Annotated in this window: 11 protein-coding genes; 6 read left to right on the top strand and 5 right to left on the bottom strand. The window is 47.7% G+C overall.

Annotation, left to right across the window (positions count from 1 at the left end; translation table 11 throughout):
* Positions 1-7: 7 nt before the first annotated feature.
* From A3773_RS08590 to A3773_RS08580, 3 genes are all read right to left on the bottom strand, one after another.
* A complete protein-coding gene (locus A3773_RS08590; RefSeq protein ID WP_067985038.1) occupies positions 8-1,522 on the bottom strand; it encodes a YifB family Mg chelatase-like AAA ATPase in 1,515 nt (504 codons plus the stop codon).
* A gap of 97 nt (positions 1,523-1,619) precedes the next feature.
* Positions 1,620-3,266, bottom strand: coding sequence for a diguanylate cyclase domain-containing protein (locus A3773_RS08585; RefSeq protein WP_067985036.1), 1,647 nt, complete (start codon positions 3,264-3,266; stop codon positions 1,620-1,622).
* A 62-nt stretch (positions 3,267-3,328) separates the two neighbouring features.
* Positions 3,329-3,586: an accessory factor UbiK family protein gene (locus A3773_RS08580; protein ID WP_067985034.1), complete on the bottom strand. Its 258-nt coding sequence runs from the start codon at positions 3,584-3,586 to the stop codon at positions 3,329-3,331.
* Positions 3,587-3,887: 301 nt separating this feature from the next.
* On the opposite strand from A3773_RS08580, the gene A3773_RS08575 reads away from it, so the two are divergent.
* The 6 genes from A3773_RS08575 to A3773_RS08550 all read left to right on the top strand — a co-directional run bounded on the left by A3773_RS08575 (position 3,888) and on the right by A3773_RS08550 (position 10,524).
* Positions 3,888-4,226, top strand: coding sequence for a P-II family nitrogen regulator (locus A3773_RS08575; protein WP_067869800.1), 339 nt, complete (start codon positions 3,888-3,890; stop codon positions 4,224-4,226).
* 37 nt (positions 4,227-4,263) lie between these two features.
* Complete coding sequence (locus A3773_RS08570) at positions 4,264-5,520, top strand: ammonium transporter (RefSeq protein ID WP_067985032.1); 1,257 nt, start codon at positions 4,264-4,266, stop codon at positions 5,518-5,520.
* A gap of 198 nt (positions 5,521-5,718) precedes the next feature.
* Complete coding sequence (glnK, locus tag A3773_RS08565; protein WP_067985030.1) at positions 5,719-6,057, top strand: P-II family nitrogen regulator; 339 nt, start codon at positions 5,719-5,721, stop codon at positions 6,055-6,057.
* A gap of 130 nt (positions 6,058-6,187) precedes the next feature.
* Positions 6,188-8,311, top strand: coding sequence for a putative bifunctional diguanylate cyclase/phosphodiesterase (locus A3773_RS08560; RefSeq protein WP_067985028.1), 2,124 nt, complete (start codon positions 6,188-6,190; stop codon positions 8,309-8,311).
* A gap of 140 nt (positions 8,312-8,451) precedes the next feature.
* On the top strand, positions 8,452-9,624 hold the full coding sequence (locus A3773_RS08555; RefSeq protein ID WP_067985026.1) for an aminotransferase class III-fold pyridoxal phosphate-dependent enzyme: 1,173 nt from the start codon (positions 8,452-8,454) through the stop codon (positions 9,622-9,624).
* Positions 9,625-9,735: 111 nt separating this feature from the next.
* Complete coding sequence (locus A3773_RS08550; RefSeq protein ID WP_197462747.1) at positions 9,736-10,524, top strand: substrate-binding periplasmic protein; 789 nt, start codon at positions 9,736-9,738, stop codon at positions 10,522-10,524.
* Positions 10,525-10,559: 35 nt separating this feature from the next.
* Here A3773_RS08550 and A3773_RS08545 read toward each other — a convergent pair whose 3' ends face one another.
* Complete coding sequence (locus A3773_RS08545; protein ID WP_067985021.1) at positions 10,560-11,954, bottom strand: sensor histidine kinase; 1,395 nt, start codon at positions 11,952-11,954, stop codon at positions 10,560-10,562.
* Complete coding sequence (locus A3773_RS08540; RefSeq protein WP_067985020.1) at positions 11,951-12,661, bottom strand: response regulator transcription factor; 711 nt, start codon at positions 12,659-12,661, stop codon at positions 11,951-11,953. The genes A3773_RS08545 and A3773_RS08540 overlap by 4 nt, the downstream gene beginning before the upstream one ends.
* Positions 12,662-12,667 lie beyond the last annotated feature (6 nt).

The following is a 12,667-nucleotide window of genomic DNA, read 5'->3' as shown; positions in this document are numbered from 1 at the left end:
CTTTGTCTCATTGCAACACGGTTCGTGCCGACACCCGGTAACTTAACGCCTCCAATAGATGATTACGCTCCACGTGATCAACCCCCGCAAGATCCGCAATGGTACGCGCAACCCTTAAAACACGATGATACGCTCGCGCCGATAGCTGTAATTTCTCTAGCGCCTGAGCCAACATCTCCTTATCCGCCTCACCTATACAACAAATCTGCTCAAGCTGTTTACCCTCAAGCAACTGGTTAGGATAACCTTGGCGCTCTATCTGTCGCCCGCGCGACAAAATAACCCGCGCCCTCACCTGCTCACTCGTCTCCTGCGCCTCAGGAAAAGCCATCAACTCCTTTTGCGACAACGCCTGCACACTTAGCTGTAGATCAATACGGTCCAACAGCGGCCCCGACACCCGTGATTGATAACGCCTGACCTGATCAGGGCTACAGCGGCAACGCTCAGAGCCATCGCTATAATAACCACAGGGACAAGGATTCATGGCGGTCACCAGTTGGAACCGAGCAGGAAACACCGATTGCCTAGCCGCGCGCGAAATTAAAATTTCACCGGACTCAATCGGCTCACGTAACACCTCCAAAACTTTACGGCTAAATTCAGGCAACTCATCCAGAAACAACACCCCTTGGTGGGCCAGAGAGATCTCACCCGGTTTGGGGTTTCCACCCCCGCCGACTAAGGCAACCGATGAGGCCGTATGGTGTGGTGCTCGAAAAGGGCGTTGGCACATCAGCCCTTCACCGCCACTCCGTTGGGCGATCGAGTGAATGGACGCTACCTGTAACCGTTCGGACTCCGTCATGTCAGGCAGTAAGCCGGGTAGCCTATTTGCCAACATGCTTTTACCACTGCCCGGAGGCCCGACCAGCAATAGATTATGCGATCCCGCCGCAGCGATCTCTAACGCACGCTTCGCCTGAAACTGCCCTTTCACATCGCTCAAATCGGGATACACCGCTTGGTAGCTGTGCTCGAAAGACTTAGCAATCGCACAGCTAATCAACTGCTCACCTTTTAAGTGGGCGCACACATCCAGCAGATGGTTCGCAGGGTAGACATTTAAGCCTGACGCCAGGGTCGCATCATCCCCATTTGCGGCGGGAAGGAGTAAGCCCCGTTTCGCCTCACGACAGGCGAGCGCAACAGGAAGCACGCCCGCCACGGGCCTTAATGCACCGGAGAGCGCCAACTCACCAATCAGTTCGAGCGACGTCAACGATTCAGCGGACACCTGAGCACTGGCCGCTAAAATCCCCATTGCGATGGCAAGGTCATAGCGCCCACCTTCTTTAGGGAGATCAGCCGGCGCGAGGTTGACGGTAATTCTACGTTGTGGGAAATCATACCCGGAATTGATAAGCGCGCTTCGCACCCGTTCCCGGCTTTCTTTCACCGCTGTTTCAGGCAGGCCCACTATTGAAAAACTAGGTAGCCCACCCGATAGGTGGACCTCAACGGTCACAAGTGGAGCATCAATCCCCACCTGCGCACGGGTGTAAACAATCGCTAATGACATAAGCTTCCATCCTTGGAAGAGTAGTAAAGATAAGGCTAAAGATACCCCCTAAGCCATCACTTGAAAAGTGACACAGCTAGGGGGGTACTCTCCTCGATTAATGCTCAACCGCTAAGTGCTCAAGCAGCTGTTGCAAGGTTAACGGCATACCAAAATAACGGCCCTGCATTAACATACAACCCAGCCCCGTCAGTTCACCCCGCTGTCCGGCAGTGCTAACACCGTCGGCGAGCACCTCTATATCAAGCTTATCGGCAATTTTCAGGACATTATCCACAATTTTTTGACGCCCCTCATCACTACTCATCATAGTAACGAGCCCCTCATCCAGCTTGATAAAGTCGGGATCTATATCGCGTATCTTTTCCAGCACCGGAGCTTCACAGACAAAACCACTGATCGACAATAGGGCTTCACTCGTTAATAAATCAAACAGCGCCCCCTCTTTATCCAGTGCCGTTTGAATATCAACATCGATCATCACCCGCCCTACTTGCTGGTATTGATGTAGCTGACTGACCCAACGTTGAATACTCTCTTTACTCGAGAGTTGCTGGGATTCAATACGGAAAGAGATAAAGCGCAGCCCCGGAAAACGCTCCCATACCACACTTAAACCGCGCAACTCGGCATCGATCCAATGCTCAAACTGTTCGATGGCGTCGGAGTGCTCCAATAAGGCCGAGAATCCAGAAAACGGTACTTGCCCTAATTCTGGATGGTTCCAACACGGTCGCGCATGTACCGCCACAACCCGATGGCTATAAATGCTGTATACCGGCAAGTAAGTCATCTGAATATCATGACTAACAAGCGCTGTAATCAAGTCCTCTTCACGCAGAATCTGAGGCCCTTTACTACGTTCCATCAGGCTACTGTAGGCCCTAAATGTGTTACGGCCACCCTGCTTCGCCGCGTACATCGCCACATCTGCTTTTTTAACGAGATCTTTACCCCGTTCAGCATGTTCAGGGAAGATAGAGATGCCGACACTGCCACTAATAAAAATCTCTCGATGATCGACAAAGACCCCATGGGAGAGCTGTTCAACCACCCGTTGTGCCACTTTGATAGCGGCGTCCATGCCATCCACCGCAGGCAACATCATGACAAACTCATCGCTGCTTAATCGCGCTAACGCATCTTCATCCCGGACCACCGAGCCTAAACGCCGTGCCACCTCTTGCAACAGGTTGTCACCCACATCACGCCCGAGGTTGTCGTTAATCCACTTAAAACGGTCTAAATCAACCAGCATCACCGCTAGCTGTTCATCCTCTTTTTTCGCTTTCTCCAGCCGACGGTCCAATATATCTTGGAACATATCCCAATTAAGCAGATGGGTTAGCTCATCATATTGGGCCACTTGAGACGGTGCATCGACACTCGTTTTTAATGGGCTCATATTAAAAAACTGAGCGATATAACCCGTTACCCGCCCTTCGGCATCCGTTAGCTTGATGATATTGAACCACGCAGGATAAACAGACCCGTTCTTATGTCGATTAAATAACTCACCCTGCCATGTAGCCTCCTCATCCAGCGCCAACCAAGCGGCCTCATAACTACCATCAGATACGTTACCCGCACCTAATATACGGGGGTTCTGCCCCATGACATCGTCTACGCTGTAACCTGAAATCTCGTGAAAGGCGGGGTTAACCTGAATAATACGGTTATCCTTATCCGTAACGATTACCGCTTGAGGTGAATATAGAAATAACTGTTGCGCAAAATTGTCCATTATCAAAAATCAGCCCCGCATTGGATTAAATAGAAGTAAGCCTAACCAACCTACCCGCTAACTTATGGCGCTTTTTGTAACTGCTCATCTAATGTTTGTAACTGTTTCTCAAGCGCCTCGACTTTCTCTCTTGTGCGCAACAACACCGCTTTTTGCGCATCAAACTCCTCTCGACTGACAATATCTAAGCGATCAAACGTGCCTTGCAGCATTGATTTCACTTGCGCCCTTACACTCTCCTGGTCAAGCACCTTCGCCTCACCCGACAGGAATTGAGAGAACTGCTCTGCTAAGCCTTCAACCAGTTGTGGCTTGATCATTTTGTACCCCTAAAATCAGATAAAACACGAGTTCAACTATAACAATAAACCCATAACAAACCAGCCTTACTAACAACAGCACCATTATGGTGCGTGCAGCAAAATAGAGCTTAAACTATCGCCCTATAATATTGCACAAAAATCATACAGCCCCACCACACCAATCCTAACTGATTGATTATAAAGAATTTTATAAACATGGCACATCCTTCGCAATACCTAGAGCAGAAATCGGTAATTAACCATTTACTTAGCGATTTAAGTATTTGTATTGAATTTAGTATCTATGGGGGATAACAAAATGAAGATGGTCTCCGCTGTCATCAAACCATTCAAATTGGATGATGTCCGTGAAGCGCTTTCTGAAATCGGTGTTCAAGGTATCACCGTTACAGAAGTAAAAGGCTTTGGACGTCAAAAAGGTCACACCGAACTATACCGTGGCGCTGAATACGTAGTCGACTTTCTACCGAAAGTACGCGTAGATGCCGCTGTATCTAGCGATATTGTCGATCAGGTCGTAGAAGCGATCAGTTCAGCCGCTCAAACCGGCAAGATAGGTGACGGTAAGATTTTCGTTACTTCTATTGAACAAGTAGTGCGTATCCGTACCGGTGAAACCGGCACTGAAGCGCTTTAAATATAGACTTACTGATTGCTTCTGGAGGAACCAACCAATGGAAGAACTTTTAAATACAACAGCTGCTGATGTTACTCAGCTGAAATATGCCCTCGATACTTTTTACTTCTTAGTATGTGGCGCATTAGTAATGTGGATGGCTGCTGGCTTTGCCATGCTTGAGTCTGGTCTAGTTCGCGCTAAGAACACCACTGAAATCCTAACTAAAAACGTCGCGTTATACGCGGTGTCATGCATCATGTACTTAGTTTGCGGTTACGCAATCATGTACGGTGGTGAATACCTACTTTCTGGCATTACTGGTGATGGTTTCACTGGCGCAGAAGAACCTGCTACTTATGCACCATCAGCTGACTTCTTCTTCCAGGTAGTATTCGTAGCGACTGCAATGTCTATCGTTTCGGGTGCCGTTGCTGAGCGTATGAAGCTTTGGGCTTTCCTTGCTTTTGCTATCGTAATGACTGGCTTCATCTACCCAATGGAAGGTTCTTGGACGTGGGGTGGCAATGCTGTATTCGGCATGTACACACTTGGCGATCTAGGTTTCTCTGACTTCGCAGGTTCGGGTATCGTTCACATGGCCGGTGCTGCTGCAGCCCTTGCTGGTGTACTTGTTCTTGGCGCTCGTAAAGGTAAATACACTAAAGAAGGTGGCGTTAACGCCATCCCTGGTGCAAACCTACCGCTAGCGACACTAGGTACATTCATCTTGTGGTTAGGTTGGTTCGGTTTCAACGGTGGTTCTGTACTTGCTACGTCCGACGTTGCTAACTCAAATGCTGTTGCGGTTGTGTTCATGAACACTAACGCCGCTGCTGCCGGTGGTGTTGTTGCTGCGCTGATTGTTGCTCGCCTACTGTTTGGTAAAGCGGATCTAACAATGGCACTTAACGGTGCGCTAGCCGGTCTAGTTGCTATCACAGCTGAACCATCAACCCCGTCTGCACTTCAAGCTACATTGTTTGGTGCGATCGGTGGTGTATTAGTAGTCTTCAGCATCCTGACGCTTGATAAGATGAAAATTGATGATCCAGTCGGTGCGATCTCTGTACACGGTGTTGTAGGTCTTCTTGGTCTGCTACTTGTACCATTAACAAACGATGGCGCTGCCTTCTCTGGTCAGATCATTGGTGCACTAACTATCTTCGGATGGGTATTCGGAACAAGCTTGGTTACTTGGTTTATAATCAAAGCAGTGATCGGTGTACGTGTAACTGAAGAAGAAGAATATGAAGGTGTTGATATCTCTGAATGCGGTATGGAAGCATACCCAGAGTTCACATCTGCTAAATAATCTCTAGTAGATTGAAAAAGGGTGCTTCGGCACCCTTTTTTTGTTTTATTAACAATCACTTTTCCTCTCCCTTCACTAAATCTGATATACCACTCTGTATTTTTCTAGGTATACTTATGCCCATACTTCACTGTAGTTAAAACTGCTGAGTGTTGAGCTAAACACTTAATATGCAGGCACAAACTGAGGAATCGCATAATGAAACTGGTCACGGCGGTGATTAAACCATTTAAACTTGATGATGTACGTGAAGCCCTTTCTGATATTGGTATTCAAGGCGTTACCGTTACAGAAGTAAAAGGCTTTGGCCGTCAAAAAGGTCATACTGAACTCTACCGTGGCGCAGAGTACGTTGTAGACTTCCTACCAAAAGTTAAAATTGAGATTGCAGTCGATACCGGCATGGTTGAGCAAGTTATTGAGTCTATTGCTAAAACAGCGAATACCGGCAAAATCGGTGATGGTAAAATATTTGTATCTCCCCTCGAGCAGGTTATTCGAATACGCACAGGCGAGAGCGGGCCAGACGCCCTGTAATAATGAAAAGCACCTTCGGGTGCTTTTTTTTTCACTAAATAACAAAACACTGAACTAAATCAAACTATTCATACACAAGAAAGCTCATTATTTAGTGACTTCTGACAAATAATTAAAACAAAGTCATATAATGCAAAAAAATACACAGTCTGCTGAACGTCACATCAACATGCTCATCGATTGGTTTAGCCAATCGAGCGTCGGTGTATTGTTGTTAGATTCAACTCTCCAATGCGTTGCCAACAACCCTTGTGCCGCCGAATTGATCTGGGAGCGTATACAAGCTGATAAATCAGATGGCTTACCCCAAGACTTTGTTCAGGCATTACGCCCGCACCTCGAACCCCTTACACAAGACAGTAGTCACCAACACGCTACATACATGCAACTAGAACAGCCCGATCAACCCTCCATGTTGCTCAAAATTGAGTGCTCTATTGTGCACCCCGATGCCATGGAACAAGGGTTGTTCTTTATCACGCTCCGCAATGCCAGTAAGAACGCGCACCTAGCGAGAAAGCTAAAGCTTTTCAAAAACGCGGTGGAAAATACAGGAAGCGCCGTCGTTATCACTAACGCTAACGGCGAGATCGAGTACGCCAACACCCGTTTCAGCGATATGACAGGCTATAACCTCAGTGAGATAAAAGGGAAAAGCACACGTTTATTACGCTCTAACATGACCCCCGAAGCGACCTACACTGAGCTATGGAACACCATTCGCCATCAGAAGAAATGGCATGGCACCCTACTCAACAAAAGAAAAGATGGCAGCACCTACTGGTCGTTACAAAATATATCTCCGATACATGACGAACTGGGCAATATCACTAATTTTGTCTCCGTTAGTGAGGATATATCCCAAATAAAAGCACATGATCAGCAACTAGAGAAGATGGCTTATTATGACCCACTCACTGATTTGGGTAATCGCCGAAACTTTAGACGCACCTTAGACCAGTACCTACATTCACCGTCCCATACTGGGCCTCATACACTGCTGTTATTAGACTTAGACCACTTTAAGCAGATCAATGACACGATGGGCCATGAGGCTGGTGATGCCTTGCTTAATACCATTGCGAATCGGCTTTGTTATTGCGTCTCGGACAACGCCTCGGTCTTTAGGCTCGGCGGCGATGAATTTACCATCATTTTCCAAGACCTCCATGAGCGTGACGCCATCATAAACAGCGTCAATGAGTTGCTAACCTTACTCGCGCAACCCGTGCAGATAGGCTTTCATGACGTCCGAATCACAGTCAGTATCGGCATAACCCTGATTGGGGTCGATAGCCAAGATGCCAGTGACCTTTTACGTAATGCCGATTTGGCGATGTATCACGCTAAGCAGCTAGGACGAAATACCTTCGCGTTTTATGAAACCTATATGGATGAAAAAGCGCAACACATACTCAGCATCGAACACGATTTAAGAAACGCGCTCGCAAGTAACCAATTATCCTTAGCCTACCAACCCCAAGTAAATGCTCAAGACGGTCGTATCTCTGCCATCGAAGCGTTACTGCGTTGGCAGCACCCGACACGGGGCGCGATCCCCCCAGACGATTTCATTCCCTACGCTGAAGAAACGGGGGCGATCATTCCCATTGGTCGCTGGGTATTACTCAAAGCCTGCAACGCGGCAAAACAGCTACAAGCCGAAGGTTTGCCCCACTTAAAAGTGTGCGTAAACCTATCCGCTCGACAGTTTGATGATCCTGACCTTATCGAACATATTAAAGAGGCGCTCGCGACCTCAGGCTTAGCGCCTCATTGGTTGGAGCTAGAGATTACCGAAAGCATGCTCATGCGGGATATGCAGTATGCTATCGATACACTTAACAGAATTAAGATGATGGGTATAAGCTTAGCGATTGATGACTTTGGGACTGGGTACTCATCATTAAGTCATTTGAAAAAAATGCCCGTTGACCTCCTTAAAGTTGACCGCTCTTTCTTACACGACATCCCTAAAGACAAAGATAATATTGCAATCACATCAACCATTATTGCCATGGCTAAGCAGCTAGGTTTAAGCGTGGTTGCCGAAGGCGTGGAAACGAAGGAGCAGATGCGCTTTCTGCAAGATATTGACTGCACCTTGATGCAAGGCTTCCTTTTCAGCCGCCCGATCGATTTTGAAACCTTCAAAGCTCACTATAAAGCTTGCCAATTTCATTGCCGTGTTTGTCTTGAATATAACGCCTGCTCCATCAGGCAAGACGCGGATGCAGAAGGCCTGCTCAATTAATTAGCAGGCTTACACGCTAAGGGCGTACCCTGTCGCAACAGCCCCACAACCTATTTAAGCAATAACAACCCTTAACAAACATCGCAATCCTCCCTTATCGACTAAACTAGAAACTATCAATGTAGTTAAGGGGTTGTGTCATGCAAAGTAATATCCCAAGAGAAACCTTTGAGCAGAGTGATTCCAACGGGTCGCCGCTACCGATTACACCTGCCAGCGGCCAAGGTTCCCACATTTGGGATCAGGCTAATAACGAATATATAGATTTTGCCGGTGGCATCTCCATCAATACGTTAGGCTACTGTCACCCTCAGCTTATCCAAGCCTTCCAGCAACAAACAGATACGCTCTGGCAGATCAATAATGTATGGGCCCAGCAACCGGCACTACAACTCGCCAAAGCCCTGTGTGAAAAAACCTTTGCCCACCATGTACACTTTGCCACCTCCGGCGCCGATGCCATTGCTGCGGCATTTAAGCTGGCTCGCACTTACGCACTCGAGCATTTTGGGCCTAAAAAAACAGAAATTATCCGCTGTAAAAACAAAAAAAATAGCCCGAGTACAGAATACACGCCCGAAGACACAACCTATGTCGCCTTTAACAATATAGATAACCTAAAATGCGCTATTAATAACAACACCTGCGCGGTTGTTATTGAGCCGATACAAGAGGAGAACGAGCTGACGTCGGCAGACCCAAGTTACCTAAAATCTGTACGCGCACTCTGTGATCACTATTCAGCCCTGCTCATCTTTGATGAGATACAAACCGGCATGGGCCGAACCGGTAAGCTTTTCGCCTACCAACACTACAACGTGATACCCGACATTCTAACGTCGGCTAACGCATTAGCCAGCGGCCTTCCCCTTGCCGCCATGCTCTGTAATGAGGCCGTAACCCGCTCGCTTCAGACCAGCACACCCGAAACACCCTATAGCGGTAACCCCTTAGCCTGCGCTATCGCGAACAAAGTTCTCAGCATTATCGACACATCCAGTGTGTTAGATGGCGTGGAGCGAAAGCATACAGAATTTATCAACCAGCTAGAGCGAGCGAATCAACTCCATCCGGTATTCAAAACATTTAGAGGGCAGGGCCTGTTAATGGGTTGTTTATTGCTACCCGAATATCAAGGCAAGGCGTACCAGCTTATGCAAATCGCACTAGAGGAGGGGGTTATCGTACTCACAGCGGGGGAAAACATGATCCGTTTAACGCCCTCGCTGATTATTCCAACAGAGGATATCTCAGCCGGTATTGAACGTCTAAGCGCCGCCATGCGCCGCTTTATTAAGCTCAATAAATCTTAACCCAACAAGCGTCGACCACTGTGCTGATGGCTTGTAATCGTTAGGCACAACGGAAAGGCTCAGCTACAATATTAGATGAGCCTAATAATAATATTGTTTTTTGAGAGTTTTATGATCAAATCGGTTTCCGGTTATTTATGCCTATTACTGTTTTTATCTATACACAGTAATGCAGCCACCCTTGAGTTTAAAACGACTCAGCTGCCTCCCTTTATGTTTCAAAAAGATGGGCTGGCCGCAGGCCCAGGCAAAGACATTGTAGAAGAGGCATGCAAGCAGGAAGGGTTTGACTGTGATTTTGAAATACTCCCTTGGCGACGAGCTCAGCATGAGGTCAAACGGGGTACCGCATCGGGTTTATTTATGGTGGGAAAAAATGAGGCCCGAGAAGAGTGGTTACATTTTAGCCCGCCCATTTTAAAAACAGGTTATGGCTTTTACTCCCAGACTCACAACCCAGCACACTATACCGACTTACCCAGTTTGGCCGGCTTATGCGTGATCGTAAATTCGCCGTCTAATATGTATAACCACCTTATTTCGATCCAACAAGAGATGACCTCTCGGCAGATCAAACCGATCAGAATTATAACCACCACCAACTTCACCACCGCCATAAAAATGCTCAATGGGGGTCGATGCGACTTACTCTTTGGCAATATTGATGTCGTTAATATGCTGATAAAAAGGCTAGGGCTTTTATCGGTACGCCCTGCGGGCTTTCATGGACAGGTTATCTACTACATCGGCCTATCAAAAGCCGCTGTTCCCTATGAGGTCGTCACGGCCTTTAATCAACGAATTATTCAGCTCCATCAACAGGGCAAGATCAAAGCGATCTTAGCCGCTTATGATATGATCCCAGCAGAGCTCCCATCGCTAAACGCCGTTAATCCATAACGGTGCTCATCGTCCTCGCCTCTACTCACAACCCACTAGGGAGGGCAGCTGCATGGCAAGCCAATAATCGCTTCCAATCCCCCATCAGGGTGGTTGCGTAAGGTTAAGGTTCCACCTAAACGCTCTACCGCTCTTTGCGCGATACTAAGCCCTAAGCCATAGCCTTTTGCTTGGCTTTGCCCACGATAGAAAGGGTTACACAGTTGCGCCAATTCAGCGTCCGACACCCCGGCCCCATGATCCCTTATGCAGAGAACACATTGGTCCGTTTTATCCACCGTCAAATCAATATCTACACCTTCAGCCGTATGCTTACAGGCATTGCCTAAAATATTATTAACGGCCCGCTCTAGTAGTTTAACGTTAATACTCACTTCACAGTCGGACTTCATCGTCAGATTGAAATGGCGTTTAGGGTAGGTAAAGTGCGCATCATCCACCCACTCTTGTAGCAGTGAATACAACCATACCCTCTCGCCGTGCCCATCCATCTGCTCTAAACGGGACAAGGATAAAATCTCACCAATCAATTGATCTAACCGCTGACACTCTTTGATTATCCGTTTAACCGCTTTATCGTCTTCACCCATACGTTGCTCAGCGATACCGGCGGCGGCTTGTAAGCGAGCCAGTGGGGCGCGTAACTCATGGGAGACATCCTGCATTAGGCGCTGATGGGACGTAATGGTCTGCTGTACATAGTCAGCCATGCGATCAAAATCCCGCGCGAGCTCACCCAACTCATCTCCCCGTTTACGCAGTTTTTCATCCGTACGACGATCTAACTCGCCTCGATAGATGGCTTGGCTGTGCTCGCGTAATAGGTTTAACGGACGGGTGACAATCGCCGATACCAGTAACGCACCGATTGACGCGATAAGCAGAATCAACACCATCTGCAAGGACAATACCGTGGCTAAAAGATGGGTCAACGGCGAAGCATCCCAATGCAAATCCACTTCAACCTTATAAACACGCCCGCTCTCAGAGGTGAAGTTAAAGACGTAAAGCGAATCCGAATCCCGTTTAAAGTTTTTAAAGCCGATGACCTTTTTTTGCCGTTCGATATCCGTAATAAAAACCCGCTCAGAAATATTTAGCCAAACCGCGCGACGAAAATCTTCATGCTTATCTTGATCGGGTCCTGCTCCAGGACCCGGGCCGGGCCTCGGCCCCCGCTCATGATCATCCTCACCCCGATGTTTAGGCCGTGGACGTGGCAGATTAGGGATTAAGGTTTTAAACCCTTTATGCTCATACTTCTCCACCATCGCCTCGGCATAGCCTTCCGATTTAGCCGTAATCACATCTTTAAAACGATCCTGTTCGGTAACGGCGCCAACAAACACAATGGTTGCAAGGAGCACAAAAAAACTAACCGCCCAAATAGAGACAAATATTTTCCAGAACAGGCGGTTATACCACTTCATACATCACCTTTAACAAACTGATAACCCACACCACGTACGGTTTTAATCAACTCTTTACCCGACAGGTGCTCCGCTAACTTCTGCCGAACACGGCTAACATGCACATCAATAGCTCGGTCATAGGCTGCTAATTTACGGTGCAGTACCAGCTCAGTTAACTGACCTTTCTCTAACACGGAACCCGCATTCGCGATCAGATACGCTAAAACATTAAATTCAGTACCGGTGAGTTCAATCGTATGGTTATTTACTTTCACCTCACGAATACCCGGATCTAAACTCACGCCACAAACCGTTATCCCATTATCAGGGAACAGCGTTTCTTGCTGCTGTGGCTCGATCCGTCGAAGCACCGCCCGAATACGTGCAAGCAACTCGCGAGGGTTACAGGGCTTACTTAAATAATCATCCGCCCCCATCTCTAATCCAAGAATACGATCAATATCCTCACCCCGACCCGTTAGCATAATGACAGGCAGCTGAACCTTAGGGCGGATCTGCTGCAACAGCTCTAAACCGCTTTTACCTGGCATCATGACATCAAGAATCATCAGGTCGTAACGATCCGCACGGGTAAGCTGCTCACACGCTTCATTCGCGTTGTGGGCGTACTCCATTAGATAACCTTCGTGTTCTAGGTAATCACCTATCAACTCGCATAGCTCTGTATCGTCATCGACCATCAGCAGCCGTTGTTTGTCACCCATGCTTAT

Source organism: Neptuniibacter pectenicola (assembly GCF_001597735.1).
Lineage (GTDB): Bacteria > Pseudomonadota > Gammaproteobacteria > Pseudomonadales > Balneatricaceae > Neptuniibacter > Neptuniibacter pectenicola.
This window is presented reverse-complemented; position numbering and strand designations above follow the sequence as displayed.

Excerpts from the sequence above, each read along its gene's own strand:
- A3773_RS08590 (WP_067985038.1), bottom strand. The coding sequence starts at position 1,522 with ATGTCATTAGCGATTGTTTACACCCGTGCGCAGGTGGGGATTGATGCT.
- A3773_RS08585 (WP_067985036.1), bottom strand. The coding sequence starts at position 3,266 with ATGGACAATTTTGCGCAACAGTTATTTCTATATTCACCTCAAGCGGTA.
- A3773_RS08580 (WP_067985034.1), bottom strand. The coding sequence starts at position 3,586 with ATGATCAAGCCACAACTGGTTGAAGGCTTAGCAGAGCAGTTCTCTCAA.
- A3773_RS08575 (WP_067869800.1), top strand. The coding sequence starts at position 3,888 with ATGAAGATGGTCTCCGCTGTCATCAAACCATTCAAATTGGATGATGTC.
- A3773_RS08570 (WP_067985032.1), top strand. The coding sequence starts at position 4,264 with ATGGAAGAACTTTTAAATACAACAGCTGCTGATGTTACTCAGCTGAAA.
- glnK (WP_067985030.1), top strand. The coding sequence starts at position 5,719 with ATGAAACTGGTCACGGCGGTGATTAAACCATTTAAACTTGATGATGTA.
- A3773_RS08560 (WP_067985028.1), top strand. The coding sequence starts at position 6,188 with ATGCAAAAAAATACACAGTCTGCTGAACGTCACATCAACATGCTCATC.
- A3773_RS08555 (WP_067985026.1), top strand. The coding sequence starts at position 8,452 with ATGCAAAGTAATATCCCAAGAGAAACCTTTGAGCAGAGTGATTCCAAC.
- A3773_RS08550 (WP_197462747.1), top strand. The coding sequence starts at position 9,736 with ATGATCAAATCGGTTTCCGGTTATTTATGCCTATTACTGTTTTTATCT.
- A3773_RS08545 (WP_067985021.1), bottom strand. The coding sequence starts at position 11,954 with ATGAAGTGGTATAACCGCCTGTTCTGGAAAATATTTGTCTCTATTTGG.
- A3773_RS08540 (WP_067985020.1), bottom strand. The coding sequence starts at position 12,661 with ATGGGTGACAAACAACGGCTGCTGATGGTCGATGACGATACAGAGCTA.